We start from the raw sequence: 26,413 nt of genomic DNA on the forward strand, positions 1-26,413 counted from the left end.
CGCTGGCCCTGATCCGAATACTTCCTTGTATCATATAGATCTATTCCTTACCTATCGCTGCACCACATTCACCAGCACCGGAAAATGGTCGGAGGGGTACAGGCCGCGCATGGAATCGGTGAGGACGGCGTAGTCGAGGACGGAGAACTGCCGGCTCACGAAGATGTAGTCGATACGGTCAGTCAACGGAGCGTCGAGCTTGAAGCCGTTAAACGTGCCCACGGGGCCGTAGGGCGGCTGCCGGGTGACGCGGAAAGCATCCTGCAGCAACGCTTGCATCGTCTGGATTTGCTCGGTCTCGGGGGTGGAGTTGAAGTCGCCAACGCAGATAACGGGAGCATCTTTGGCAATTTCCTTAATCTTCTTCACCATCAGCAGCCCCGATTGGCGGCGGGCCTCCACGCCCTCGTGGTCGAAGTGGACGCTGAAGAAGAACAGCTCTTTTTTGGTGGCAAGGTCGCGGAACCGGGCCCAGCTACAGATGCGGTTGCAGCATTTGGCGTCCCAGCCTCTCGAGGGCTGATCGGGCGTCTGGCTCAACCAGAAGTCGCCGGACTGCAGCAGCTGCAGGCGGCTTTTCCGGTAGAAGATGGCCGAGTGCTCCCCAGCCTCCTTGCCGTCGTCGCGGCCGTGGCCCACGAAGCTGTAGTCCGTTAGCTCGGCCACGTCGGTGAGCTGGCCACGGAAACCTTCCTGGGTGCCAAATACGTCGAAGCCGTGGTAGCGCACCAGGTTTTTAACCAGCTCCTTGCGGTTGGGCCAGGCATTTACCCCGTCGCTGGCCACGTTGAGGCGCAGGTTGTAGGTAGCTACCCGCAGGGGTTGGGCGGGCTTCTGGGCGACGATGGGGCGGCTCCCGAGCAGGCAGCTCAGCAACATCAAAACAAGCAGGCGCATGTAGGAAGCAGTAAGTGGAAGACGGAGCAAATTACGGGTTCTGGCTTACCCCGAAGCTTTCTACCGAGCCAGGCCGTACGGCAGCCCGCACGGCGGCCACCCAATCCAAGTAGCCAGGCGATATTACCACTACCCGAAAGCCATGCCGTTCGCCTTCCAGCCGCACGCCTTCGGAGTCATCTACCAGCAAGTCGATCCTAAACGTGGGCGGGTGCTTGGTGCAGCGGGCCTGCACCTCCCGATTGTGCCGTTGCTGGTTAACAACGCCATCCAGCCAGATGCCATGCAACCAAAACAGCCGCCGGATGTGCCACGTGCTGCGGTACGAGGTGGTGTACACCCACACTTCCCAGTCCTGTGCCCGACAAAAGCTGGCCGCTTGTACTATCCCCTGCCGTAGTCCTTCGCCCCCGAGTACCCGAGCCAGCAGCGGCCAGCGGGGCTGTTCCAATGGAAACGGGTAGTTATTGCGGATGAGCGTGTTGTCGAGGTCGAAGGCGATTCGCATGACGTTTTGGTAAACTAGGTGCTGTGTTCGTCACCTACGAGTTCATCGTAAAGTTGATGTAGCTGCGCCGGCGTGAAACCGTCGGTGGTGCTCAACAGAAAGCGGGCCGTGCCGCACGTCAGATAGAGGTGGTGTATTCCGAATAGCTCCAACATATATGTTGGCTCCCGGGGGTCGGTGACGTGTGTGTCAGCAATAGGCAACGTAGCCTTCTGGCGGTGGAACCGCTTGTAGTAATGCACGGTAATATCGTCAGCGGTAAGCTTTACCTGCGTCACAAAGCATTCCCGCGCCATGCGCCACGCATACAGGAGCAAGGTTACCAGCATCAGCCCGCCTGCCACCGGCTGCCCGAGCTGAATATAACCGCCGACCCCTACCCCCACTATCAGCAGAACAGGCCACCGCCGCAGCCAGGACTGCCGGTAAGTGCGCGCATTTCGGAACATAGATACTCCGGAGTGCTCGTATGCCGGAATTAGTATCGTGTTGTTTGGAACTGTTTCCATTAGAAATATGCAGGGATGCGGCTAATCACAGTTAACTATCCAACAGCCCCTCAGCCAGCGTCCGGTCGTTGCTGAGGCGGGGCACTTTGTTCTGGCCGCCGAGTTTGCCCTGGCTTTTCATGTAGCGCTGAAACGCGCCGGCCGGTAGCGGCGTGAGGAGCAGCGGCGCCAGAATATGGCCGCGCAGCAAATCGTCGTAGTACACATTGCGCTGGCGAAGGCCGGCGTCGAGGGCGGTGGCGAAGGCGGCAGTGTCGTGGGGCGGGCGGGCGAATTCGATGAGCCACTCGTGCCGGGACGGCACGGTGGGGTCGTCGCTCACGCGGGGCGCGACGGTGAATTCCACCACGTCCACCTCGGGGTGCTGGCGCATGGCTTCGCGCAGGGTCTGCTCCACTTCCTCGCCGATAACATGCTCGCCAAAGGCCGACAGAAAGTGCTTGATGCGGCCCGACACTACCACCCGGAAGGGGTAGCGGCTCACGAAGCGCACCGTATCGCCTAGGCTGTAGCCCCACAGGCCGGCGTTGCTGTTCAGGACCACCGCGTACTGGCGGCCCAACTCCACGTCGGCCAGGGTGCAACGGGGCGGGTTTTTCTCGAAAAACCGCTCGGCCGGCACGAACTCGTAGAAGATACCGGCGTCCAGCAGCAACAACAAGCCCGGGTTGCCGGGCTCGTCCTGGAAGGCCAGAAAGCCCTCGGAAGCCGGGAATAGCTCCACACTGTCCACGGGCCGGCCAATTGTATCGAACAGCTTCTTGCGGTATGGCTCGAAGTTGACGCCGCCGTACACGAACAGGTCGAACTCCGGGAACACCTCCCCCACCGGCCGGCCCGTGCGCTGCACAATCCGGTCAAAATACATCTGTACCCAGGGCGGAATCCCCGAAATCAGGGTCATGGGGGCCTGAATGGTTTCGTCTACAATCCGGTCGAGCTTGGTTTCCCAGTCCTCGATGACATTGGTGGCGTAACTGGGCAGTTGGTTGCGACGCAGGTAGGCGGGCACGTGGTGGTTCACGATGCCCGAGAGCCGGCCGGTATGGATGCCGCCCACCGTTTCCAACTCCGGTGAGCCCGACAAAAACATCAGCTTACCATCCAGAAACCGCCTTTTACCCGTTTTATGCACATAATGAAGCAGCGCGTCACGTGCGCCGTTGATGTGGTTCGGGATGCTCTCACGGGTAAGCGGAATATACTTGGCCCCGGAGGTAGTGCCCGAGGTTTTGGCCAGGTACAGCGGCTTGCCGGGCCAGAGCACATCGGCCTCCCCAGCCTTCACCCGCTCGAAGTAGGGCTTCAGGGCCTCGTAGTCGCGCACGGGCACCTGCCAGGCCAGATCCTGGGCCGTGCGGGCGTTGTGAAGGCAATGGTCGCGCCCGAAGGCCGTGCGGGCACCCTGCGCCAGCAACACGCGCAACACCCGCTGCTGGGTCCCGATAGGGTCCTGCTGCCACTGGGCGTACTGGCGGGCAACGTAGGCGGCCAGCGGCCGGCTCAGGGTAGATTTCAGGCCCATGGGTGGTAAAATTGTGAAAGGTGAAGTTGTGCAGAGAATAGCGTACTATTCCAACTTCATCTTTCAAAGGTACACCGCCGGATATTTCTCCGGAGTACGGCGGTGCTACCTTTTCTGTCCAGCTTCCGTACCCCTCTTTTCACAACTTCACATTTCACAACTTTACTCATGATCAACCAACGTGGCACGGCCGTCTGGAACGGCGACATTAAAGGCAGCGGCGAAATTTCCACCCAAAGCGGTACTGTACAGGCCCCTTACTCGGTAGGCGCGCGCTTCGAAGGGCAGAAAGGCACCAACCCCGAAGAGCTCATCGGCGCGGCCCACGCTGGCTGCTACACGATGTTCCTGACCAGCATTTTAACTAAAGACGGCAAACAGGTAAAGCAGATTCGTACTGAATCGAAAGTAACGCTGAATACTTCCGGCGAGGTACCGAAAATCGTAAAAATCAGCCTGAAAACCGAGGGTGAAGTAGAAGGTCTGTCACAGGAAGAGTTTCAGACGTACGCGGAAACCGCCAAGAAGAACTGCCCCATTTCGCAGGTTCTGAGTGCCGTTCCCGAAATGGAACTGGCCTCAGCGGAGCTGAAGTAGTCAATCGTAAGTTACGAGGTGAACGTCATTCCAAGCCTGCGAGGAATCTCGCAGGCTGGCGTTGCAATGGTACTCCTGACATCAGCACACGAGATTCCTCGCAAGCCCAGACTGACGTTCCGTCGGCCACCCGCAACTTATAACCGGTAACTGCTTACTTTTGCGGGTCAAAGCGACTCTCCTTGTCTTCTATGCATCCTGACTCTACCCGCATTCGTCTGCAACCCGCCAACACGCAGCGCATCCCGTTCTGGGGCCAACTATTCCTGGGCTTCCTCTGGATAGGCTACACGGTGGCACTCATTGTAACGGGTGCGGGGGCCAGCGACTTTCACTTTCTGCACTACCTGTTCCTGCTGTTCAGCTTGGTGTACGTAGGCTACGTGCTGGTGCATAATGCACCCATTTTTGGTACCCAGAGCTATTTGGAGTTCACGCCCGCCTACATTGTGCACAAGGACGGCCTGTTCCGCCCCAAGCAGGCCCTGGCCGCCGAGGAAATCAGCGGTCTGGAACTGGCTCCTCAGCAACTTCGGGTACAGCTAAAGGAAGGAAATACCCTGAACCTGAGCCTACGCCAGGTAAAAGGAACCAAGCGCAAGCGGCTCCTCCGCGAGCAGGTGCGCGCCTTTGCTGCCAAGCACAGTATAGCCCTCCGCGACGCGCAGTAAGTAGTATTGAGTACTGAGTCTTTGGTATTGAGTACTCAGTACTCAAATTCGTATTCAAAAGAGGAGAGCTGGGATTTTCGTTCTGCACGCACTGTGCCTGAACGGAAATCCCAGCTTTCCTTTTCTACCCCTATAAGTATCTGCTACTCAGCATTCACTACCTACTACTTAACTCACTCCCCGCTACCGTCCCGCGAACTTCTTGCGCAGTTCTATAATGGTGCTGCGGAAGCTTTTGTCGGAGTCAATCAGGTCCGAAACGGTCTGGACGGAGTGGATGACGGTGCTATGGTCGCGGCCGCCGAAGTGGTGGCCGATGCTTTTGAGTGAGTGGCTGGTGTGCTCCTTGGCGAAGTACATGGCCACCTGCCGGGCCGTCACCACCTCTTTCTTGCGGGTTTTGGCTTTCAGCAAATCCAGCGGCACGCTGAAATATTCGGCGCAGGTTTTCTGAATGAAGTCGATGTTGACCTCGGCCTCCACTTCCTCAATGATGTGGCGCAGGGCCTGCTTGGCCATTTCCAGATCAATCTCGCGGCGGTTGAGGCTACTCTGGGCCACCAGCGAAATCAGCACGCCTTCCAACTCCCGCACGTTGGTATTCACCGAGTGGGCCAGGTACTCCACCACCTGCGGCGGAATATCAATGCCATCCTGCTGCATCTTGTTCTGGATGATGGCCATGCGCGTCTCGAAGTCGGGACTCTGCAAATCGGCCGTCAGGCCCCACTTGAAGCGCGAGAGCAGGCGGTCTTCCAGCCCCACCAGGTCACGCGGCGGACGGTCGGAAGTCATCACAATCTGCTTACCGGCCTGGTGCAGGTGGTTGAAGATGTGGAAGAACATTTCCTGGGTCTTGTCCTTGCCCGATAGGAACTGCACGTCGTCCAGAATCAGGATGTCCACCAGCAGGTAGAAGTTGGCAAAATCCTGCACCTGGTTGGAGCGCAGGCTTTCGATAAACTGGTTCGTGAACTTCTCAGCCGACACGTAGAGCACGAACTTATCGGTGTTCGTGGCTTTGATGTGGTTGCCGATGGCCTGCACCAAATGGGTTTTGCCCAGTCCCACGCCGCCGTAAATCATGAGCGGGTTGAAGCTGGTAGTGCCCGGCTTGTTGGCCACGGCCAGCCCGGCTGAGCGTGAAAGCCGGTTACAGTCGCCCTCGATGTAGTTCTCGAAGGTATATGTGGTATTCAGCTGCGACTTAAGGTAGTCCCGCTCAATGGTTTTGCTGGCCTCGAACGGGTTACGCAAGGTGGCCGGCGTAGGGGCCGGGGCCACCGAGGCCGCCGCCACGTTGCGGGCCGAGGCCGTCATGGCACTGTTGGCCATGGCCGTGGCCGCCGGCGTAGCGGAAGCAGCCGGCCCCGCCGATTTGCGGGCCGTGGGCAGGTTCAGAGTGCGGGGCTTCTGCTGGGCGTTGCCCTGGTCCACCACGATACTATACTCCAAACGGCCATCGGGGCCCAACTCCTGGTGGATGGCGCGTTTGAGCTCCTCCACATAGTGTTCCTCCAGGAACTCGTAGAAGTAGGTACTCGGTACCTGAATCAATAAAATATTATTGTGGAGCTGTACCGGCACGATGGGTTGGAACCACGTTCGGAAACTCTGCTCACCAATCGTTGCCTTGATGACGCGAAGACAGTTGGCCCATACGGTTCGACAATCCTTCAGCATCAATCAGATAGGGCAAAAGCAACGGGGGTGCAAGTGAGGGAGAGGACAGGTCGGCGCAGGCCTTCAGGAGGCCCGTTTTTTCCAGGGGGAGACAAAAATGTGGAAAACTCAGGAGACAAAAAAACCGGTAGTTTCTTGCATTTTCCACCCTTTTACCAAGGGAGTTGGGAATATTGAATTCGGAATGATGAGTGATGAATTCATCATTCCCCTACACTACCGTGATGGGCACTACGGCGGTGGCAGCTACCGTGGGGCGGCTGCCACGCTCGAAGGTATAATCGAGGCGGCCGAGGTTGATGCCCGACCAACCTACTTGGTTTACCAGCGTGGGGTGGCCGTTGGGGCTGGCAATGGGCTCGGGCTGTTCCAGGAACGTGTGGGTGTGTCCGCCTAGTATCAAATCAATACCGCTAACCTGGGCCGCCAGCTTCCGGTCATCGATTTTGGCCGACTCGTATTTGTAGCCCAGGTGCGAGAGGCAGATAACCAGGTCGCACTTCTCGGCTCCGCGCAGCTTCGTTACCATGTCTTTAGCCACGGCTACGGGGTCGAGGTACTTGGTGGCTCCAAAGTTCTTATCGGCGACCAATCCGGCCATTTCAATGCCCAGCCCGAATACCCCGATGCGGATACCCTGCTTCTCGAATACCTTATAAGGCTGAAACTTGCCGGCCAGCATGGTGCCCGTGAAGTCGTAGTTGGCAATCAGGAAGGGGAAGGTGGCGTTGGGCAACTGCTTGTGCAGGCCCTCCAGGCCGTTATCGAAGTCGTGGTTGCCGAGGGTGCTGGCGTCGTAGGCCATCTGGCTCATGAGCTTATACTCCAGCTCGCCCTGAAAGAAGTTGAAGTAGGGCGTCCCCTGCCAGATGTCGCCGGAATCCAGCAGCAGCACGTTGGGTTCCTGCTTCCGGACCTGCTCAATCAGCGTGGCGCGCCGGGCCATACCTCCCATGCCGGCCCACTGGGCAGCATTATCGGGGAAGGGCTCGATGCGGGAGTGCATATCGTTGGTATGCAGAATGGTGAGGCGCACGGCCTTTTTATCGGCAGCAGCGGCGGGCAGCGCAGCCGCGCCCATCAGGCCTAGGGAAGCGGCCCCGAGGCCGGAATATTTCAGAAATTCGCGACGGTCCACGGTTGGAATGTGCTGAATGTGATGGAATGTGAGAAATGCGAAAATGGCGTGGGGTGAGGATAAAAGGACAGGAGCAGCGGAGCATGTATGCCGCCCATTTCTCTCATTCCACTCACATTTCTCACCTTAAAATTTCACCCGGCCTTCTACTTTAGCCTCGATAGGTTTGCCTTGCTTGGTTTGCTCCTGAATATACTCAGCAATGGCGGAGCGCAGCAGTACGCCGGTCCCGCGCGGCTTAATGGGCTTAAAGAACACCATATTGTCGCCGCCGCCGGCCAGATAGTCGGAAATGGCAATGGTGTAAGTACGGCCGGCATCGAATGGCTGGCCGTTGAGGAGGATGTTCTGCGGCTTGCCATCGGCCCCTATCGTGTAGGTAGCACCCGAAACGGCCATTTTGATACGGGCCGCGTAGTCGAACAGTTGCTGCACCACGGCTCCGGAAGCATCCAGTACTACTAGCTCATTCTCAAAGGGCATCAGCTCAAACACCGAGCCCATGGTCACGGTACCGGCCGGAATAGGAGCCCGCAAGCCGCCGTTCGACATCACGCCCAAGTCTACGGGCTGGCCTAGCTCCCGGCTGGCGCGCACTCGCTGAATATCGCCCACGAAGTTGGCTAAGGGCGACTCGCCGCTGTTTTTGGTGATGGCCACCGGCGCCTGGCCTATTACAGCCGTCATCTGGTCGGTTACGCGCTGGCGGTAGGGCGCGATGGTAGCGGCGGCTTGGGCGTTATCGGTCAGGGCTTTGCCTACGGGCTGGGCCGTTACGGGGGCCAGCTGGGCCTTGGGCAGGTAGCCGCCACGCTGACAGGCAGGTGCCAAAGCCACAGCAGCCAGCAGGCCAAAAGCCGCTACGCGGGAACGAAGAAACTGCATCGGTTCAGGAAAAGAAGAAAAGCAAGGCGGCAAAGGTACGGCAGCGCGGCCGGAGTTGGAGCAGTAACCCTAGCCAAAGCCAACGCCGGCCGCTGAAGTTCAGGAACTCCCACAGCCGGCGTTAGTTGATAAGCCTTCTTCTCTTATTTCGTCAGATCATAGCTCAGCAGCAGGTACAGGCGGTTGATGCGGCTACCAACGCCTATACTCTCACTGAATCCATCGGAACGCTCGTAGCGGGCTTCCAGGGCCAGATTACGCTTGTCTTCCCAGGCCGTAGTCAAGCCCAGGCCACCAAGTACTCCCTGCTCCAGCTTGCGCGGCGCAATGAAGGGCCGCCAGGCAGCATAGTCGTAGCCGCCCGTTGTGTTACGGTATACTTCCCGCACTTCATTGTCGGCCCGTGATAAATGAGAGAAGCTGTAGCCAACCTGCGCAAAAGGCCGAATATTGCCTTTAGGATACGTGTAGCGAACCAGCAACGGCAGCCGGATACTGGTCAGAGCAATTCGGAACTCCCGGCCCTGCGTGATATTGGCCGGGATGACAGGTCCTGACTCGTAGCGCTGCTTTTCATACAGGGCTTCAAGCCGGGCCGATATATTCTTGTTTAGTCCGGTAAGACGGATATTAAACGTCAATCCCACTACCGGCTGGGCATCCCCCTGCATATTGATGGTCATCGGCAAGCCCAGGTAGTTGTAGTTGAGCTCCATCCGGCTACTTTCGGCGCCGGCCACTACTCCCAGCCGTATGTGGTTTTTGCGCGAAGCACTGGCCGGCAGTGCGGAAACCCCACCCACGCATTCATTGTAATGACGCACCACGCGCATCAGCCCGGCCTGGTCGTAGCGCACGGTGGTAATAACCGGCTGCACCGCCATACACTGTTGCATGGAAGCCGCCAGCGTCCGTCGGAACTCATCCGACTTGCGCTGGTATGTAACGCCGGCGTCCACTACCTGGCGGGTGGTCTGTACCAACTCCTGCACGGGCTGGCCCTGCATTTTCAGGTAGTAGTGGTCGTTGTTACGCTCATCGCGCAAATAAAGCAGACTGGCGGGCCCCTGCACCAGCACTTCCAGGAAGGAGGGCCGACGGAGCGTATCCGCCGTCACGTTGAGCAGCGTCTGACGCTGCAGGGAATCGGTCAGGACAACTGTTTCCGTCTGGTACAGCCGGTCGCCGGTCAAGCCGTACCCGCGCAGCTGGCGGGGGCTGTACTCCGTAACCGCCGCTCCGGGGGCGGGCCGGAAGCGGGCCAGCCGGGCGTTGCGCTGGGCCCCGCGCGAGTCTACTTCACCGCGCAGTGTATCGCCGACAAGCGGCAGCACATATCCGGGGCGGAAATTAGTCTGGGCAACAACTGGGGCCGCTGCCAGCAGCAGCGGCAGAAATAGTACATGTTTATTCACTCAACAGGCAAAATAAAAGGACGTAAATAGTCGGGCTGACGTGCTATACCCGGGAAACAAGCCTGCAAAGGTACCGAGTTGGCTCAAGCGAGCCTAAAACAACATTCCAATCCTGAACCGGTATCTTTAGCCCGCCCCCTAGGGTCTCCGTTCACCCCATCCCACCCCGCCGCCTTATGGCCGATTCGCCGCGCCCCGCGCCTGTTTCGTTTTCTGAATTTGACGCCCTTTCCACCACCCAGTGGCAGGAGCGCATCACCCGCGACCTGAAAGGCAAAGACCCCGCCTCCCTTACCTGGCCCACGCCGGACGGGTTCGTGGTGCAGCCGTTTTACCACCAGGAAGCCCTAGACGCATTGGGCGGCAGCCCGGCTCCGCAGGTGCGGCCGGCCCGCTGGCGCAACGTGCCCACCTACCAGGTGCCGGCCCTGGAGCGCGGCCACGCCACCATCAACCGGGCCGCCGACGCCCTCACCCGTGGAGCCGATGGCGCGCATTTCGTACTGGGCCACGCCGAAGGCTTCGATGTGGAGTATCTGCAGCAGCACCTGACGCTGGCCGACACCTACGTGGGCTACACAGTGCGCGGGGGTAGCAGCGCGCTGCTGGCGCGCTTGGCCGCTCTGGACACGGCTCCACGCGGCTTCCTGGTTACTGACCCCATCACCCGCCACTCGCCCAACCTGCCGGCCCAGCTGGAGGAAGTGCGGACAGCCGTGCGGCTGGCCCGCTCCTGGCCCGGGTTCAAGGCGTTGGGCCTGGATGTGGCGTTTTACAGCAACCGGGGCGCTACCGTCAGCCAGCAGCTGGCCTTCGCGCTGAGCACGGCCGCCGCCTACCTGACCCAGCTGCCCGATGCTGACCTGTCGGTGGCCGACGTGGCCGCCGCCATGCAGGTGCAGATTGCCGTAGGGCCCAACTACTTCTTCGAAATTGCCAAGCTGCGGGCGTTGCGCCGGTTGTGGGCCACGCTGCTACACGCCTACGGCCTGCCCGCCGAGCTGGCCGCCGAGCTGCCCATCTTCGCCAGCACGGCCACCTGGAGCCAGACCACCCTCGACCCGCACACCAACCTGCTGCGCACCACCACCGAGGCCATGAGCGCCGTGCTGGCCGGGGCCGATGCCATCAGCGTGGGCGCGTACGATTGCCTGTTTCACGCCCCCAACGAGTTTGCTGAGCGCCTGGCCCGCAACCTGCCGGTGCTGCTGCGCGAAGAAGCCGGCCTCGACAACGTGCAGGACCCGGCCGCCGGCTCCTACTACCTCGAAACCCTTACTGACCAGCTGGCCCGCGAAGGCTGGGCCTTGTTCCAGAAAGTGCAGGCCCAGGGCGGACTGCCGGCCGCTACCGGGATGGTGATGCAGGAGCTGCACGCCTCGGCCCAGGTGCAGTTCCGGCGCATTGCCACCGGCGAGCAGGTGGTGGTGGGCACCAACAAGTTTCAGAACCCCAACGAAACCTTCGACTACAACCCCAAACGCCTGCTGCGCAGCCGGGACTTCGACAGCACCCGCGCCACCTACCCGGCCGAAGTGCTGCGCCTGGCCACGGCCCTGCACTTTGAGCGCCGCGAGAAGAAGAAGAAACGGGCGGCGCTGGTGTTGCTGGGGGCCCACACCAACCAGATTATTCTGGAATCCTTCCTGCTCACGCTGCCGGAAATAGAGCGCCCCGAGCTGCGCGAGTCGCACCCGGAGGGTACGTTGTCGGTGCTGTTTTCCTCGGCTGAGGAAGCCACGCTGATGTACGCCACCCCCGAGCAGTTCGGCCGCCTGGCCCGGGCCATCAGCCGCGTCCCCATCGACGAGCCGAACTTCACCCCGCAGCCCCTGCTCACCGCCGACCTGGCCACCATGCAGGAAGCCGTGCAGCTGTTCGGCTTCAAGGAATTCTCGGTGGAAGGCTACACCACCGAAGCCGTCCTGGCCCGTTTGCAGGGGAAAAAGTGATTTAGTGAAATGGTGAATTAGTGAGTTTGATGTGCTTCTGCCCTGGCCAATACTATCGGTACCAGCAAAGCTTTCAACTTCCTGTTTTCTCCACTCGCTAAATCGCTAAATCACTAAATCACACCCATGAAGCCCGACTTCTCTACCATATCCTACGACGCGGCCCAGTTGCCCGCGCCGGCCCCGGCCGCCGAGGCCACTACCGCTACGCCCGAGGGCATTGCGCTCAAGCCCTTCTATACCGCCCACGACGTGCAGCACCTCACCCACCTCGGGTTTGGGGCAGGCCAGGCGCCCTACCTGCGTGGGCCCTACAGCACCATGTACGTGCAGAACCCCTGGACCATCCGCCAGTACGCGGGCTTCAGCACGGCCGAGGAAAGCAACGCCTTCTACCGCCGCAACCTGGCCGGCGGCCAGAAGGGCCTGTCGGTAGCCTTTGACCTGGCCACGCACCGGGGCTACGACTCCGACCACCCGCGCGTGGTGGGCGACGTGGGCAAGGCCGGCGTGGCCATTGATTCGGTGGAGGATATGAAGGTGCTGTTCGACCAGATTCCGCTGGACCAGATGTCGGTGTCGATGACCATGAACGGGGCCGTACTGCCCATTATGGCCTTCTACATTGTGGCGGCCGAGGAGCAGGGCGTGAGCCCCGAAAAGCTCACGGGCACCATTCAGAACGATATTCTGAAGGAGTTCATGGTGCGCAACACCTACATCTACCCGCCCGAGCCGAGCATGCGCATCATTGCCGACATCTTCGCCTACACGGCGCGGTACATGCCCAAGTTCAACAGCATCAGCATCTCGGGCTACCACATGCAGGAGGCCGGGGCCACCGCCGATATCGAGCTGGCCTACACCCTGGCCGACGGCGTGGAATACGTGCGCGCCGGCCTGCAGGCGGGCATGACCATCGACCAGTTTGCGCCCCGACTGTCGTTTTTCTGGGCCATTGGCATGAACCACTTCATGGAAATTGCCAAGCTGCGCGCCGGCCGGCTGCTGTGGGCCAAGCTCATCAAGCAGTTCGGGGCCGAAAACCCCAAGAGCCTGGCCCTGCGTACCCATTGCCAAACCTCGGGCTACTCGCTCACCGAGCAGGATCCGTTCAACAACGTGGCCCGCACCGCCATTGAGGCCCTGGCCGCGGCCCTGGGCGGCACCCAGAGCCTGCACACCAACGCCCTCGACGAGGCCATTGCCCTGCCCACCGACTTCTCGGCCCGCATTGCCCGCAACACCCAGCTCTACCTCCAGCACGAGACGGACATTACCCGCGTGGTGGACCCCTGGGGCGGCTCCTACTACGTGGAAACCCTCACCCACGAGCTGGCCGACAAAGCCTGGGCCCTGATTCAGGAAGTGGAGGAGTTGGGCGGCATGGCCAAGGCCATTGAAACCGGCCTGCCCAAAATGCGCATCGAGGAAGCCGCCGCCCGCAAGCAGGCCCGCATCGACTCGGGCAAGGAAACGGTGGTGGGCGTGAACAAGTACCGCGTGGACGAGGTGAGCAACATCGAGGTGCTCGACATCGACAACGACGCCGTGCGCGAGTCGCAAATCACCCGCCTCAACCACATCAAAGCCACCCGCGACAACGACGCCGTGCAAGCCGCCCTGGCGGCCCTGACCGAAGCCGCCCGCTCCGGCGCCGATAACCTACTGGCTCTGGCCATACACGCGGCGCGGCTACGGGCTACGTTGGGCGAAATTTCGGACGCGCTGGAGGCCGTGTACGGCCGCCACCAGGCTACTATCCGCGCCATTTCGGGCGTGTACTCGCAGGAAATGAACTACGACGAGGAATTTGCCAAGGCCCGCCAGGCCGCCGACGACTTTGCCGCCCAGGAAGGCCGCCGCCCCCGCATGATGGTAGCCAAAATGGGCCAGGACGGCCACGACCGGGGCTCCAAAATCATTGCCACCAGCTTCGCCGACGTGGGCTTCGACGTGGATATTGCACCCCTGTTCCAGACGCCCGCCGAGGTAGCCCGCCAGGCGGCCGAGAACGACGTGCACGTAGTGGGCGTGAGCAGCCTCGCCGCCGGCCACAAAACCCTGATTCCGCAGTTGATTGGGGAGCTGCAGCAGCTCGGCCGCGAGGATATCCTCGTCATTGCCGGCGGCGTCATCCCCGCCCAGGACTACGACTTCCTCTACAACGCCGGCGTGGCCGGCGTGTACGGCCCCGGGACGGTTATTGCCGTAGCCGCGCAGGAGATTTTGGGGAAGTTGGGGGAGTAAGTACGGGCACCTAATAAGTGGTCATCCACATCTGTCAGCTACAGATATATGCAATACAGAAATCCTGATGACAGACGCAAAGACCAACGCTTCGTGCTCATCTGCAAAATCTTGTTCTTCGGGCTCATTAGCGGTGTTGTAGGCGTACTGTGTTTTGCATTGGCTGACTCAATGTGGCTACACTTCGATTTATATGGTTCAATTCTATATGCTATGATTGTGGGAGGTATTGCAGTAACTTTCACAATAACTTCCATTTTAAGAAATAGACATAAGGAGTCCATTGATTAGACACCTTACCATTTCCCACAATGTGTATTCACGACATCGACCAGAAAGCCGCCAGTATATGACTGAGAGCTATTATATACATATCGATATAAAAATGGAGCTATATATCAATGATATTCAATCCATGATATTCAACACCATACGACTTTCGATGACCAAATCGTCGACATGTATTTGGGCATATGAAGAAGCGTTAAATAGCACAAGCGACAATATTAAGGATGATTTTTATTCATATTACAATAAAATCAATTTTGATTACACAGGAAATGAACACAGTATACCAGCCAGTGTATTTGTGAATTTTTATAGCAATTCACTCAATAATAAGTCAAGGCAATTCTGTATATCTGGTTTTAATAAACCTGGATCAGATTTTATCAACGCCAAGTACAAGGTCATATCTAACCATTTATTTAAAATATTTACCGAAGAAAATCTTTTACCAAAAATCATTCACACATTCGATAGTGCATACCAAACACCAGAACTATTTAGAATATATAATCATATAAAATCTAAAACAGGGATACGAGATATTGTCACATAGTTGATTTCAAAACCAATTCTCGCTCCTAATGCGCATTCACGACATCGACCAGGAAGACGCTGATATTGATTACTTCGCCACCGATGCGGCCGGGCACATTGTGCACGTTGCGTCCGGGGGCGGGGTACTGCCGGAATCGGTGGCGGCGGATGAGGTGGCGCTGCTGGAGCTGCACCAGTATTTCCTGACGCGGCCGGAAACCGATTCGCCGGTGGCGGCCGCGCCGGCTCTGGCCCAGGACGGGGCCTACCCGGGTGCCGCTCGCTACGCCCGGCGCGGGCTGTTTTCCTTCGCCAAAACCCGCCTGCACGAGCGCGCCGATACCCGCTACTACGCGGTGGCCCGCCCCCTGCAGCCCCTCACCCTGGCCGAGCTGCCGCCGCCGCTGGCGGAGCTGCTGCGCCGCACCCAGCTGCCCGGCTCTGTAGCCGAGCTGGAAACGCTGGACATAGCCAGCATTGCCTGAAACGAAAACCGGCCCGCTGCAGCAGCGGGCCGGTTTTCGTTTCAGATGATACTAGCACGGTCATGCTGAGCTTGTCGAAGCATCTCGCGTGCTAACGTTGTCAGAGTAATCCAACGTCAGCACGCGAGATGCTTCGACAAGCTCAGCATGACGTTCTAGTGGTTGCCGTTTGTCAATTGTTCTGGCTTTCTACTCCCACCACCGCAGCTGCGGCAGGGGCTGGCCGAGGGTGATGGGCTGGCCCAGCTCGGGGGTGGTGATGGGGAGCTGGTGGAGGGCGGCAGCGGCGGTGGCGCGGCGCACCGGCTCGTTCCAGGCGTGGTGAGCCTCGGTGAAAGCGCCCCAATGCACCGGCAGCATGGTCCGGGCCCGCACGTCGAGGGCGGCCTGCACGCTTTGCTCGGGCAGCATGTGAATCTGGGCCCAGTTGGCGTCGTACTGCCCGCATTCCAGCAGGGCCAGGTCGAAGGGGCCGTGCTGCTGGCCGATGGCGCGGAAGTGCTGGCCGTAGCCCCCGTCGCCGCTGTAGAACACGCGGTGGGTGGGCGTTTTCAGCACCCAGGAGCTCCAGGAGGTAGAGTTGCGGTTGGTGAGGCCCCGCCCCGAGAAGTGCCGGGCCGGCGTGCTCACGATGGTCAGGCTCGGCAGCTGCACCGAGTCCTGCCAGTTGAGCTCCTGCACACGGGAGGCCTCTACGCCCCAGGCCCGCAGGTGCGCACCCACACCCAGCGGCACGTAAAAGTGCGCCACCTTATCCTTGAGCCGCAGAATAGTCTGGTAGTCGAGGTGGTCGTAGTGGTCGTGGGAGATGAGCACCGCGTCAATAGCCGGCAGCTGCTCGGCCGTAATGGCGAGGCTGGGATTGTACCGCTTAGGCGTCACCCACGACAGCGGCCCCATCTTCACGCTCAGCATAGGGTCGAACAGGATGTTTTTGCCCCCGATTTCCACCAGTGACGCCGAGTGCCCAAACCACGTCACGCGCACCAGATCGGGCGTTTTGCGGGTGATACTGAGCGAATCGAGCGGTTGGGTGGGCAGGGGCGCGGCCGGGGCGGCGTTGGGTACTTTGGTGAACAAAAAGCTCCACAGCACCGAAAACGTGCTGCCGCCGGTCATCACCTCGGTGGGCTCCAGGTTGCGGAACTCACCATCCACGTAACGGCCGGTGCGGGCGTAGGCGGCCCGCTCGGCCTTGGTGGGCTTGCCGCCCAGCTCGGGGCTGAGGTTGGCGAAGGCCACGCCCGCCACCACCAGCACGGCCAGCAGCACCAGGGCCAGCCGGCCGGTTAGTTTTACTAATCTGCGCATTCGTTTTGAGTAAAGTCAGCCGAAAACAGCCGTCGGCAAGGTAGTCGGATTGGGGCGGAAAATATTGCAGCGGCGCTCTGCCCAAACAGAATACGACCGTCATGCTGAGCTTGTCGAAGCATCTCTACCGCTTCGTTGCGGTGGTAATTCAATAAAGCGGTAGAGATGCTTCGACAAGCTCAGCATGACCGTTCAATACTTACCCAAAACGAAATTACCCCGCCTGGTTGCCCGGGCGGGGTAAAGTCGCGAACGAAGTACGAGCCGAAATTAGCCGCGGCTGCCGGCGTCGCGCCGCTCGGGGCCGCCGCGTTGCTTGCCGCCCTGACGGTTGCCCATCTGGCGCATCCGCTCCTGGCGCTTGGCCTCAAACTGGGCGTACTGCTTTTTCGACAGCACGTCTTTCAGCTTCTTGTCGGTGCTTTGACGGATGCTCTGGGCCTGGGCTTTGTGCTGGCTACGGTCTGGGCCCGACTGGCCGCGCAACGCCTGTATCTGCTGCTGCTGCTCCTGGAAAATCCGGGCGACTTTGTCTTTCTGCTTGCTGCTCAGATCCAGTTCTTTGGCCATGGCATCCAGGCGTTTCTGCGGATCGTGGGCGGCGCGTTGGCCTTTGCGATGGTCTTTATCGTGGTCATCCTGGCGCTGCTCTTGGCCACTAATGGCACGGGCGGCGAGAGAAGGCTCGGCGGCGGCAGCAACCAAACCGAGGAAAAGGGCGAAACTCAACAAGTGCTTTTTCATGGGAAAAGGAAATTGGAAGGTGAAACTCAGTGGAAGTTGAAACGGGGTGTGCTGCCTCCCTCCTTTCAAACCAAGTGCCGCGTCCGGCCCCAACGAAGCCGGAATCCAGCAAGCCCGCAGAAACACCGACCAACCGGCTGATTTATTCGCCCACGCGCTGCTGTCCCGTTGGGTCGGCAAGGGGAGAGCAGCCGGCCGCTTACCTTTCGACTTCCTATTCTCCAACTCCACCCTGCCATGTCCACCACGCAGCTACAGCTACTCGGCCACGCCAGTTTCCGCATCACCACGCCCGAAGGCCACAGTATCCTCCTGGATCCGTGGCTGACGAACAACCCGTTCGTGCCGGACAACCTGCGCAACCCCGAGCGCGTCGACCTCGTCCTGCTCACCCACGGCCACGACGACCACCTCGACGCCGAGCTGCCCCCCCTGCTGACCCGCACCGGAGCCAAAGTAGCGGCCCCCGCCCCCGTCCGGTTTTATCTGCAGGAACAGGGCGTGCCGGCCGCGCAGTGCGAGGCCATGAACGTGGGCGGCAGCATTGAGGTGCTGAACCTGCGCTTGACCATGACCATCGCCCACCATGCAGCTCACGTTGATTTGCCGGGCGGCGGCACCAGCCACCAGCACGAGGGCGTGGGCTTTATCCTATGCTTCTCCGACGATACGGTGCTCTATGCCGCCGGCGACACGGCCCTGTTCGGGGATATGCGCCTGCTGGCCGACATTTACGCCCCCACCGTGGCCCTGCTGCCCATCGGCGACCGGTACACGATGGGGCCACGCGAAGCCGCCCATGCGGCCCGGCTGTTGCGGGTGCCGCACGTAGTACCGTTTCACTACGGCACGTTTCCCTCACTGGTGGGCACACCGGACCAGCTGCGCAGCCACCTCTCCCCCGCCGATGCGGTGATGGTGCACGAGTTGCAGGCGGGCGAAACACTGGCCGTAGGAGAACTGCGGTAACCCTTTAACGCCTATGAGGCCAGGGAGACAGAACCGTGTGTTCTGCCTCCCTGGCCCCACAGTATCAGTGAAGTCTCTGGCAATACTCCTGTCTAAAAGCCAAGGAAACTTATCAGTCGCCGTTTTTTGCGGCTTCTGACTTCAACTGCCCGCGTTAGCGCACTTCCAAGCGCGTGATGGCCACTTGCCCGTTACCCAACGTGGCGTGCAGATGGTACATGCCGGGTGTGAGGCCTGCCACAGAAACGCTGTAAGAGCCTGCTGAGGCCGGCAACGCCTGCCGGCGTACCTGACGGCCCAGCGCATCAAGGAGCGTGAGCTGACCACCACCGACTGGCAGCACCAGCGTAGTGTGTTCCGACGCCGGGTTGGGATAGGCAGCTAGGGCCAGGGCTGCCGGAGCACGGTTCGCCGTTACCACACCGCCCGCGTTCAGCTTGGCAATAAACGCATCGGCTCCGGAACCGGTAGTGGCAATAGAGCCGAATGACACGTTACCCAGCACGCCACCGACTATGTAGGCATTGCCGCTGGCATCAGTAGTAACATCAAAGAAAATGGACGCATCATTGGAGGTTGGGTGCGTAGCTGCATCTGCCCACAGTGGAGTACCCTGCCCATCAAAACGGGCCACGAAAGAGGTTTCCTCGTTGGTGGTGAGCGTGGAAGGACCCAGCGTAAGCGTGCCATCGTAGGAGCTGACCGCGTAGATGCCGCCCCGGCCGTCGTACGCAACACTGCCGATGCCATATTCGCTGGGGGTGCTGGCCGTAATCTGCCGCGACCAAAGCAGCGGCCCCGGCGCACTGAAACGGGCCAGATACCCGGCGCTTTCATAGGAAGTGCCCACTTGCCTCCCGTTGGCGTAACCACCCACTACTACCTGACCAGCCGCATCCACCGCAATATCCAGACCCTGGTCTTCATTGGCAGTAGCCTCCCGTTGCGCCCACAGGGCAGTACCCTGCGCATCGTATTTCACTACGTACAGGTCTTCGTCAGTGGTGGTTGAGGCCAGCGTTATCGAGCCGAAGGTGGCCGAGCCGCTGATGCTGCCGGTGAGGTACGCGTTGCCGGTGGCATCCACGGCCAGGCCGTAGTTGTAGTCGCCGTTGGTGCCACCGGCCTGCCGCGTCCAGAGGGGCACGCCGGCCGCCGAGAACTTGTAGAGAAAGATATCCTCCGAGGCAGCGGTAAGCTGGTTGGCACTACTCCCGCCGAAATCCACTGTGCCGGTAAAATCACCGGCCACGTACACATTGCCGGCCGCATCGGTGCCAATACCGTCTAAGTACACATTGTCGGTGGTAGCTCCGCCGGTTTTCGACCACAGCGGCTGGCCCTGCGCGTCAAACTTTACGATGAAGGCATCCACTACATCACGGTTCGAGGTAGTGAGCGTAACAGCACCGAAGGAAAAGCTACCGGTAAAATAGCCCGCCATGTACACGTTACCGGCCGCATCAACGGCCAGAGAGGCTGCATATTCCTCCTCGGTTCCCTCAATTTGGCGCACCCATGCCATGGAGCCATCGGCATTTAGCTTGGCCAGAAACAGGTGTGCATCACCAGTACCGGCGGTCAGCGTAGTTCCCGCAAACGTAATAGTACCCTCATAGATACCGTAGATGATCTGGCTGCCATCGGCGGCTACCAGAATTTTCTGGGCATTGCTGCCGTTGCTGGTAATAGGCCCTGAACTGGTGGCCCGGCGCACAGACGCCCAGGTAGGTGTTGGAGTTTGGGCCTGCACCGCAACGGTGGTTAGTGCCAACGCGGCCGTCAGTCCCAGGCGTGGGAAAAGGGATTGGAACGAAGTAGTAATACGCATACGCAGCGAAAAAATGGGTTAATAATGTGCCGTGAAAATAGAGAGGCTATCTATTGCAAAGGCTGTTTTTAGGTAACAGATAGCGTGGTCCTTTCTCCGCCTACAAGGTAAGAGCCAGGCATCAATGTCACCCTAAAAAAGTAGGGCCCCGGCGGGCACTGGCAAGTGGTAGACCTGCCAGTGCCCGCCGGGGCTCCACTACATACTGTTCAGCGCAACCGATTCCGATTATTCCGGCAGCACCTTGAGGGCTTCCTCATTGCCCTGCTGCATGGCCAGGTCGCGGGCGGAAAGGCCCCGGGTGTCGCGCAGGGTAGTATCGGCCCCGGCTTGGAGCAGAATGGGCACGATGTTGTGGCGGCCGAACAAGGTGGCGAACATCAGGGCAGTGCCGGCGTTGCCGTTGCGGGCGTTGAGGTCGGCCCCGTTATCAATAAGGAGCTGGGCAATTTCGGGGTACCCTTTGAAGGAAACGCCCATCAGGGCCGTGTTACCGCTGGCGTCGTGCAGGTTGGGGTTGGCGCCGGCCGCGAGCAGGGCCCGGGTGGCTTCCGGATGGTTATCATAGGCGGCCAGAATGAGGGCCGTAAAGCCCCGGCCATCCTGGGCATTAACGTCAACACCTTCCTGCAGCAGGCGCTGGATGGTGGCGACATCACCCTGACGGGCAGCATTAAACAGCAAATCTTCGGGACGGGAGGAAGTAAAATCCATGAAAAGCGTGGTTGGGTAGAGGTGATTTTGGGGAGGCCGGACCAGGACAGAGTGTTGCCGCTACCTAAGCTGGCCGCCCGGCTTGTCAGTACGGCGGCGGCCTGAAATGGATAACCCGGCAGACAAAATAGCGCTGGCCGGGTTATGGAGGTTCACTTTCTGGCTTTGCTCATGGATTTGCAACTCACTGATAAACTTGCCCTCGTAACGGGCTCCACGGCCGGCATCGGACTGGCCATTGCCCGCCGGCTGGCGGCGGAAGGAGCCGAGGTTATCCTGACGGGCCGTACCGAAGCCCGCCTTAACGAAGCCCGCACTACCATTCTGCAGGAAACTCCCACTGCCCGGCTACGCGGCGTAGCTGTAGATTTTGGTCGGGCCGAGCAGGTGCAGCGGCTGCTGGACGAGGTTCCCGCCGTGGATATTCTGGTAAACAATGTGGGCATCTTCGAGCCCAAGCCTTTTACGGAAATTTCGGATGCGGACTGGCTGCGTTTCTTTGAGGTGAACGTGCTGAGCGGCGTGCGCCTCTCACGTCAGTATTTCCCCCTGATGCTGGAAAAAAAATGGGGCCGCATCCTGTTCATCTCCAGCGAATCGGGCCTGCAGATTCCGCAGGAAATGATTCATTACGGCACCACCAAAACGGCCCAGCTGGCCGTGGCCCGTGGCCTAGCCGAACTGACTACCGGCACGGAAGTAACTGTCAACTCCGTGCTGCCCGGCCCCACTGCTTCCGAGGGAGTGGAAGAATTCCTGAAGCAGCTGGCCGGTGACGGTAAAACCCGGGCGGAAGCCGAGCACGATTTTTTCCGCGACGCCAGGCCCTCGTCCCTGCTCAAGCGCTTCATTACGCCGGAGGAAATTGCCAACATGGTAGCCTACCTCGCCAGTCCGCTGGCCGTGGCCACCAACGGGGCCTCGGTGCGGGTAGATGGCGGCGTTATTCGCAGCATTGGATAAACCAGCATGGGTGCGTTTGCTACTTATGTGACCCCAATAAGGTCGCCTGAGCGGCAAACGCACCTTTTGCTATTACCCCACCGCCCGGATTAGCCACCGCCGTAGCCACGGCCACTGGCCCAGCCTGAAAGCGGCTTCAACCAGCCCCGGAGCCCGGGCCAGCAGCCGCATAAGGCGGTAGCGGCGGCGCAGGTCCCGGCCCAGCCGTTGCTGCACGGCCTGCTCATATTGCTGCAGGGAAGCCCGGCTGAAATTCTGGGTTTCGCAACAGCGGCGGGCGTGCTCAGCCGCCAGAATGCCGCTGATAACTGCTTTATCAATGCCGTGGCCCTGGAGCGGGTCGATGAGGGCGGCCGCGTCGCCGCACAGCAGGGCGCGCAGCCCCGCCAGCGGCCGTCCGGAGCCGCCCAACGGCAAGCCGAAACCCTGTACCGGCCCCAGCTGCTGGGCTTCCCGGAAGCGTGGGGCCAGCGCTGGATGTGTAGCCAGCAGCTCCGCCAGTACCTGTTTCAGGTCTATCTTTTCGCGGGCAATATCCTCTGAGAGCATGCCGAAGCCGACGTTATACGAGCCATTGCCCACCGGAAACACCCAGCAATACCCGGCCCGGTGCCGCCGCAGAAACAGAAAGTCACTGGTGGTGGCCGGAGCATCCGTTACGCCCCGGTAGTACGCCCGCACGGCAGCGCAGTGCCGGGCCCGATCAAGCGGCCGGGGGAGCAGGCAGCGCCCCACCACCGAGTTGGCCCCGTCGCACCCGATGACCAAATGCGCCGTGAGTTCCCGGCCGCCGGCCAACGTGGCCGTTACGCCGGCAGCAGTGGCCGCCACCGTTTTCACCGGGCTGTCTTCCAGAATTTCAGTGGCGGTATGGCGGCGCACCAGCGTGAGCAGCACTTCATCGAAGTGCAGCCGGGGCGAGTTGAAAGCCGGCGCCTGCCACTCCACGCTCAGCTCCCGCCCGCCCGGTGACACCAGCCGGCTACGGCGTACATCGGTGCGGTGGGGCTCGGTAAGCTGGCGTAATTCTGCCGCATATGCGGGGCGCAGGCGGGCCAGGGCTTTCAACGTCGGGCCCGGAATAGCGTCGCCGCACACTTTATCCCGCGGGAAACGGGCCTTATCCAGCAGCCCGACGCGTAGCCCGCTCCCAGCCAGTGCCAGCGCACAGGCAGCTCCGGCCGGACCGGCTCCCACAATCAGTACATCATACTCCGGAGCTACAGCCACGCCCGAAAGTACGCACCCGGCTTCAGTTACACGGCCGGCTGCTTAGTTGGGCCGCCGCATTTCCTGTTGCCGCATGGGCATGGCATCAATAGTGGAAAAGAGTTGCGCGGGCGGCAGCGGAGAGGTTTCGCGCCGCTTTACCCCACCATCTTTCCCTATCAGAATCACAACAAAGCCGTTGGCGGGGACTTTCAACTGTTCGCGCGCGTAGCGTTGGTCGGCGGGTGGGAGCTGGCTGGTAAACACTTCGCGCACCAGCAAGTCGCGGGTATTCAGTTCTGCCCGGACCGGCGCCAGCAGCTGTTGCTGACGGCGCAAATCGGCATTATCGGCGTTGGGTGCGCACAGCAGCAGGACGCGCTTTTGCCATTTGCTGGCTTTGAGCGTAGCTGCCAGGGAAGCAGCAGGGGCCGTTTGGGCCAGCGCTGCACAGTGCAGCAGCAAAGTCAGCAACAGCAGAGAAACGGTGATTTTCATAGTCATGGCAGCAGCACTGGTGAGCTTTTCCTTCAACGGCCAACGCTACCTTCCAGCCACTCGAACACGTAGTCATAAGCAGCAGCCCGCACGACCGGCTCCGAGAGGAATACGTCGTGAATGGCCCCGGGCACGGCCTGCGTGGTCACATTGGAGCCCAGCCGGGGGGCCAGCTGCTGAATGTGCGTGACGTTGAGCACGATGTCGGTACGCTGAAAATCGTCCTGCCACTGCCGCCCACCCAGGGTGCGGTCGGAGTGCAGCACCAGTACAGGTTGGCGCAATCCGAGACCCTGGCGCACCCGCCGCTGGCCGCGCCGGATAGCCCGCAGCCACCCGGCATTCACGGTAAATACGTGGTTGGGTTTCCAGGCCAGATTATACTCCCACTGGCCTCGGTACGCGCGGTGCAGACTTTGCCCGTACGTATCGGGCAGGCCGGCGGGCAGCGGCAGATTAGGCCACCGCGCCCCCACCGCCGCCGCTACCGGCACGGCCACCTGCCGCCGCAGCCACGACTGGTGCAGCTCCAGAAACGGACTATTCAGCACCAGCGCCATTACCAGCGGCGGCTGACGCTGGGCCAGATACACCGCCGTGATTAGCCCACCCGTGGAGTGCCCGCTCAGCACTATTTCCTGGTAGCCTTCCACCTGCACCTGCGCCAAGGCTGCGTCCAGGTCAGCGAAATATTCGGCCAGGTCCCGCATGTTGTTGGGCCGTTGCTGCGGCAGTAGTGCCCGGCCGTATTTGCGCAGGTCGAGGGCGTAGAAACGGTAGCCGTGCGCCGTGTATTCGGCAGCCATTTCGCGCTGGAAGAAATAGTCGTTGAAGCCGTGCACGTACAGCACGGCCCGCCGGACGGGCCCAGCCGGGGCCGCCCGGCAGCGCACCAGCACCGCCCGGACGGGGCCTTCGTAATCGGCCGGCTGGGCTAGGATGAGCTGTTCGAAATCAGGACCCAACGGGTCGGGCTGGTAGGAAACGGGAACGGAGGAAGCAGGAGGCATAACGGCTCTACGCAAAAGCCGATGGAATGATAAACGGCAGCAGGTAGCTATATAGTAACCGACCGATACGAAAGCCCAGGCAGCTTCCGTTATTTGGCAGCGGGCCCGGGTTGGGGCCGCCTTCCCTCCTCCTATGCGCCTGTTTCTCCTGCTCGCCGCCGCGCTGCTGGCGGCTCTGTACGCCCGCTCTTCTGCCCGCACTCCCGAGCCCAATCCGTCCTTTAGGGCCAATCAGCTACTATTCCCGAAAGTACGGACGGCTTACGCGGCCCACGAAACAACGGTGCAGACTCTGCTCCGTAGCAACGGCCTAGCTCCTGAAAAGCTGGAGCTGTTTCTGCGGGCGTTTAAGGTAGGTCGGCGGCTGGAAGCCTGGGGCCGCAACCAGGGCACCGGGCAGTTCGTGCTGCTACGCACGTTTCGGCTGGCCGGTACCTCGGGCACTTTGGGGCCCAAGCGGCGGGCCGGCGACGGCCAGATTCCGGAGGGCTTCTACACCATCAACCGCTTCAACCCCGACAGCAAATACTACCTCTCCCTGGGCCTGGACTACCCCAACACGGCCGATACATTTCGCGCCGGTACGCTAGACCCTGGCAACGACATTTTTATTCACGGCTCCCACGAAACCATCGGCTGCCTGCCCATTACCGACGAGGGCGTCCGGGAGTTGTACGTGCTGGCTGTGGAAGCCCGGGCAGCCGGCCAGACCAGTATTCCGGTGCATATTTTCCCGTTTGAACTGACGGCCGATAACTTGGCGCGACGCATGGCCAGCCCGCATCTGGCGTTCTGGCAACAGCTGGCTCCGGGTTACCAGGTGTTTGAGGACTCCCACGAGTTGCCAACAGTAACGGTGACTGGCGCCGGAACCTACGCAGTACGGTGAACCTATAATCGGAATTAAAATTTGATTAAAATAACCATACTATTACTTTAATAAGTACATTAACTTCATCTACTCACCACAACCAAACACCTTATGAACTTCACCTCTTACTTGTGCACTGCCAGCTTGATAGCCCTGACTGTTTTGGGCGGCTGCTCAGAAAAGGAAGCTGTGGTAAACACCAAACAGGATATCAGTGCCGACGCGCTGAGCCAGATCCGACAGTTGGGCTTCAGTGCCGCCGATGTGCAGCGCGATGAAGATGGCAACTACGTAGTAGAAGGCGACATTGTGCTTTCGGCCAGCGACTTGAGCAAGCGCGACGCTGTGCAGCTGCTGCGCGTCGGCCAGGATGAGCAGTACCGCACAACTAACCTGGTAACGGGCCTGCCCCGGGTAATTACCGTGAGCATTTCCAGCCAGTTACCCAGCTCTTACGTGGCCGGGCTGGATGAAGCCATTGCCCGCTACAACGCCCAGAATCTGCAGCTCACCTTTGCGCGGGTTTCGTCGGGGGCTACCATCAGCATTGTACGCGCCAACGGCAGCTACCTGGCCTCGGCCGGCTTTCCCAGCGGTGGTGCTCCGTATAACCAGGTGAAGGTAAACTCCCGCGCCATTGGCACTAACCCGGTTACTGGTTACCTCGCCACCATTCTGGCCCACGAAATCGGGCACTGCATTGGCTTCCGACACACCGACTATATGGACCGGAGCTATAGCTGCGGTGGCTCCACCACTAACGAAGGGGCCAGTACGGTAGGTGCTATTCTGATTCCGGGTACTCCTTCCGCTGCCGACCCCAATTCCTGGATGCTGGCCTGCATTGGCTCAGGCCAGAGCCGCCCCTTCAACGCCAATGACCGCACGGCCCTCGGCTACCTCTACTAGCTTTTACGGCTCCGGCAGGCAGCCACATGCAGCCTGATTCCGTACTT

At 60.3% G+C, this 26,413-nt stretch carries 24 protein-coding genes; 9 read left to right on the forward strand and 15 right to left on the reverse strand.

Annotated elements, in window-relative coordinates; genetic code table 11:
* Nucleotides 1-51 precede the first annotated feature (51 nt).
* The 4 genes from HSW_RS16740 to HSW_RS16755 all read right to left on the reverse strand — a co-directional run bounded on the left by HSW_RS16740 (nt 52) and on the right by HSW_RS16755 (nt 3,439).
* On the reverse strand, nt 52-897 hold the full coding sequence (locus HSW_RS16740; protein WP_044002888.1) for an endonuclease/exonuclease/phosphatase family protein: 846 nt from the start codon (nt 895-897) through the stop codon (nt 52-54).
* 31 nt (nt 898-928) lie between these two features.
* Nucleotides 929-1,405, reverse strand: coding sequence for a hypothetical protein (locus HSW_RS16745; protein ID WP_052346544.1), 477 nt, complete (start codon nt 1,403-1,405; stop codon nt 929-931).
* A gap of 14 nt (nt 1,406-1,419) precedes the next feature.
* A complete protein-coding gene (locus tag HSW_RS16750) occupies nt 1,420-1,854 on the reverse strand; it encodes a hypothetical protein (protein WP_155833017.1) in 435 nt (144 codons plus the stop codon).
* Nucleotides 1,855-1,945: 91 nt separating this feature from the next.
* Nucleotides 1,946-3,439 carry a GH3 family domain-containing protein gene (locus HSW_RS16755; RefSeq protein WP_044002892.1) on the reverse strand — a complete coding sequence of 498 codons (1,494 nt, stop codon included), beginning with the start codon at nt 3,437-3,439 and terminating at the stop codon, nt 1,946-1,948.
* A 168-nt stretch (nt 3,440-3,607) separates the two neighbouring features.
* On the opposite strand from HSW_RS16755, the gene HSW_RS16760 reads away from it, so the two are divergent.
* On the forward strand, nt 3,608-4,036 hold the full coding sequence (locus tag HSW_RS16760; protein ID WP_052346545.1) for an OsmC family peroxiredoxin: 429 nt from the start codon (nt 3,608-3,610) through the stop codon (nt 4,034-4,036).
* 191 nt (nt 4,037-4,227) lie between these two features.
* Nucleotides 4,228-4,707 carry a hypothetical protein gene (locus HSW_RS16765; protein ID WP_044002893.1) on the forward strand — a complete coding sequence of 160 codons (480 nt, stop codon included), beginning with the start codon at nt 4,228-4,230 and terminating at the stop codon, nt 4,705-4,707.
* 183 nt (nt 4,708-4,890) lie between these two features.
* On the opposite strand, the gene dnaA is transcribed toward HSW_RS16765, so the two are convergent.
* From dnaA to HSW_RS16785, 4 genes are all read right to left on the reverse strand, one after another.
* A complete protein-coding gene (gene dnaA / locus HSW_RS16770) occupies nt 4,891-6,390 on the reverse strand; it encodes a chromosomal replication initiator protein DnaA (protein ID WP_044002894.1) in 1,500 nt (499 codons plus the stop codon).
* A 211-nt stretch (nt 6,391-6,601) separates the two neighbouring features.
* Nucleotides 6,602-7,528: a bifunctional metallophosphatase/5'-nucleotidase gene (locus HSW_RS16775; RefSeq protein ID WP_044002896.1), complete on the reverse strand. Its 927-nt coding sequence runs from the start codon at nt 7,526-7,528 to the stop codon at nt 6,602-6,604.
* Between the two features lie 126 nt (nt 7,529-7,654).
* Nucleotides 7,655-8,413 (reverse strand): 5'-nucleotidase C-terminal domain-containing protein, encoded by a 759-nt coding sequence (locus HSW_RS16780; RefSeq protein ID WP_052346546.1) that lies wholly within the window; start codon nt 8,411-8,413, stop codon nt 7,655-7,657.
* Between the two features lie 143 nt (nt 8,414-8,556).
* Nucleotides 8,557-9,828 carry an outer membrane beta-barrel protein gene (locus HSW_RS16785; RefSeq protein ID WP_044002898.1) on the reverse strand — a complete coding sequence of 424 codons (1,272 nt, stop codon included), beginning with the start codon at nt 9,826-9,828 and terminating at the stop codon, nt 8,557-8,559.
* A 176-nt stretch (nt 9,829-10,004) separates the two neighbouring features.
* On the opposite strand from HSW_RS16785, the gene HSW_RS16790 reads away from it, so the two are divergent.
* The 3 genes from HSW_RS16790 to HSW_RS16800 all read left to right on the forward strand — a co-directional run bounded on the left by HSW_RS16790 (nt 10,005) and on the right by HSW_RS16800 (nt 15,337).
* Nucleotides 10,005-11,780, forward strand: coding sequence for a methylmalonyl-CoA mutase family protein (locus tag HSW_RS16790; RefSeq protein WP_044002899.1), 1,776 nt, complete (start codon nt 10,005-10,007; stop codon nt 11,778-11,780).
* Between the two features lie 126 nt (nt 11,781-11,906).
* Nucleotides 11,907-14,030 (forward strand): methylmalonyl-CoA mutase, encoded by a 2,124-nt coding sequence (gene scpA, locus HSW_RS16795; RefSeq protein ID WP_044002901.1) that lies wholly within the window; start codon nt 11,907-11,909, stop codon nt 14,028-14,030.
* Between the two features lie 869 nt (nt 14,031-14,899).
* On the forward strand, nt 14,900-15,337 hold the full coding sequence (locus HSW_RS16800; protein WP_044002903.1) for a hypothetical protein: 438 nt from the start codon (nt 14,900-14,902) through the stop codon (nt 15,335-15,337).
* Nucleotides 15,338-15,526: 189 nt separating this feature from the next.
* Here the strand turns inward: HSW_RS16800 and HSW_RS16805 are convergent, their stop codons facing one another.
* Nucleotides 15,527-16,648, reverse strand: coding sequence for an MBL fold metallo-hydrolase (locus tag HSW_RS16805; RefSeq protein WP_044002904.1), 1,122 nt, complete (start codon nt 16,646-16,648; stop codon nt 15,527-15,529).
* A gap of 270 nt (nt 16,649-16,918) precedes the next feature.
* Nucleotides 16,919-17,392 (reverse strand): hypothetical protein, encoded by a 474-nt coding sequence (locus tag HSW_RS16810; protein WP_044002906.1) that lies wholly within the window; start codon nt 17,390-17,392, stop codon nt 16,919-16,921.
* A 237-nt stretch (nt 17,393-17,629) separates the two neighbouring features.
* Here HSW_RS16810 and HSW_RS16815 point away from each other — a divergent pair, with 237 nt between their 5' ends.
* Nucleotides 17,630-18,361 (forward strand): metal-dependent hydrolase, encoded by a 732-nt coding sequence (locus HSW_RS16815; RefSeq protein ID WP_044002908.1) that lies wholly within the window; start codon nt 17,630-17,632, stop codon nt 18,359-18,361.
* 154 nt (nt 18,362-18,515) lie between these two features.
* On the opposite strand, the gene HSW_RS16820 is transcribed toward HSW_RS16815, so the two are convergent.
* Nucleotides 18,516-20,192 (reverse strand): SBBP repeat-containing protein, encoded by a 1,677-nt coding sequence (locus HSW_RS16820; protein ID WP_044002910.1) that lies wholly within the window; start codon nt 20,190-20,192, stop codon nt 18,516-18,518.
* Nucleotides 20,193-20,420: 228 nt separating this feature from the next.
* The gene (locus HSW_RS16825; protein ID WP_044002911.1) at nt 20,421-20,906 is read right to left on the reverse strand and encodes an ankyrin repeat domain-containing protein; all 486 of its coding nucleotides are present in this window, start codon (nt 20,904-20,906) and stop codon (nt 20,421-20,423) included.
* Nucleotides 20,907-21,077: 171 nt separating this feature from the next.
* On the opposite strand from HSW_RS16825, the gene HSW_RS16830 reads away from it, so the two are divergent.
* Nucleotides 21,078-21,869, forward strand: a complete 792-nt coding sequence (locus HSW_RS16830) for an SDR family NAD(P)-dependent oxidoreductase (protein ID WP_044002912.1) — start codon at nt 21,078-21,080, stop codon at nt 21,867-21,869.
* Between the two features lie 72 nt (nt 21,870-21,941).
* Here the strand turns inward: HSW_RS16830 and HSW_RS16835 are convergent, their stop codons facing one another.
* From HSW_RS16835 to HSW_RS16845, 3 genes are read right to left on the reverse strand one after another with little or no spacing between them, the layout of a single operon-like run.
* Nucleotides 21,942-23,099, reverse strand: coding sequence for an NAD(P)/FAD-dependent oxidoreductase (locus HSW_RS16835; protein WP_052346547.1), 1,158 nt, complete (start codon nt 23,097-23,099; stop codon nt 21,942-21,944).
* Nucleotides 23,100-23,141: 42 nt separating this feature from the next.
* A complete protein-coding gene (locus tag HSW_RS16840) occupies nt 23,142-23,576 on the reverse strand; it encodes a DUF4174 domain-containing protein (protein WP_197031895.1) in 435 nt (144 codons plus the stop codon).
* Nucleotides 23,577-23,608: 32 nt separating this feature from the next.
* Nucleotides 23,609-24,586, reverse strand: coding sequence for an alpha/beta hydrolase (locus tag HSW_RS16845; protein ID WP_044002913.1), 978 nt, complete (start codon nt 24,584-24,586; stop codon nt 23,609-23,611).
* A gap of 133 nt (nt 24,587-24,719) precedes the next feature.
* Here HSW_RS16845 and HSW_RS16850 point away from each other — a divergent pair, with 133 nt between their 5' ends.
* Nucleotides 24,720-25,475, forward strand: a complete 756-nt coding sequence (locus HSW_RS16850; protein WP_052346549.1) for a L,D-transpeptidase family protein — start codon at nt 24,720-24,722, stop codon at nt 25,473-25,475.
* A gap of 93 nt (nt 25,476-25,568) precedes the next feature.
* The gene (locus HSW_RS16855; RefSeq protein WP_044002916.1) at nt 25,569-26,366 is read left to right on the forward strand and encodes a M57 family metalloprotease; all 798 of its coding nucleotides are present in this window, start codon (nt 25,569-25,571) and stop codon (nt 26,364-26,366) included.
* Nucleotides 26,367-26,413 lie beyond the last annotated feature (47 nt).

It is taken from the genome of Hymenobacter swuensis DY53 (assembly GCF_000576555.1).
GTDB classification, from domain to species: Bacteria; Bacteroidota; Bacteroidia; order Cytophagales; family Hymenobacteraceae; genus Hymenobacter; species Hymenobacter swuensis.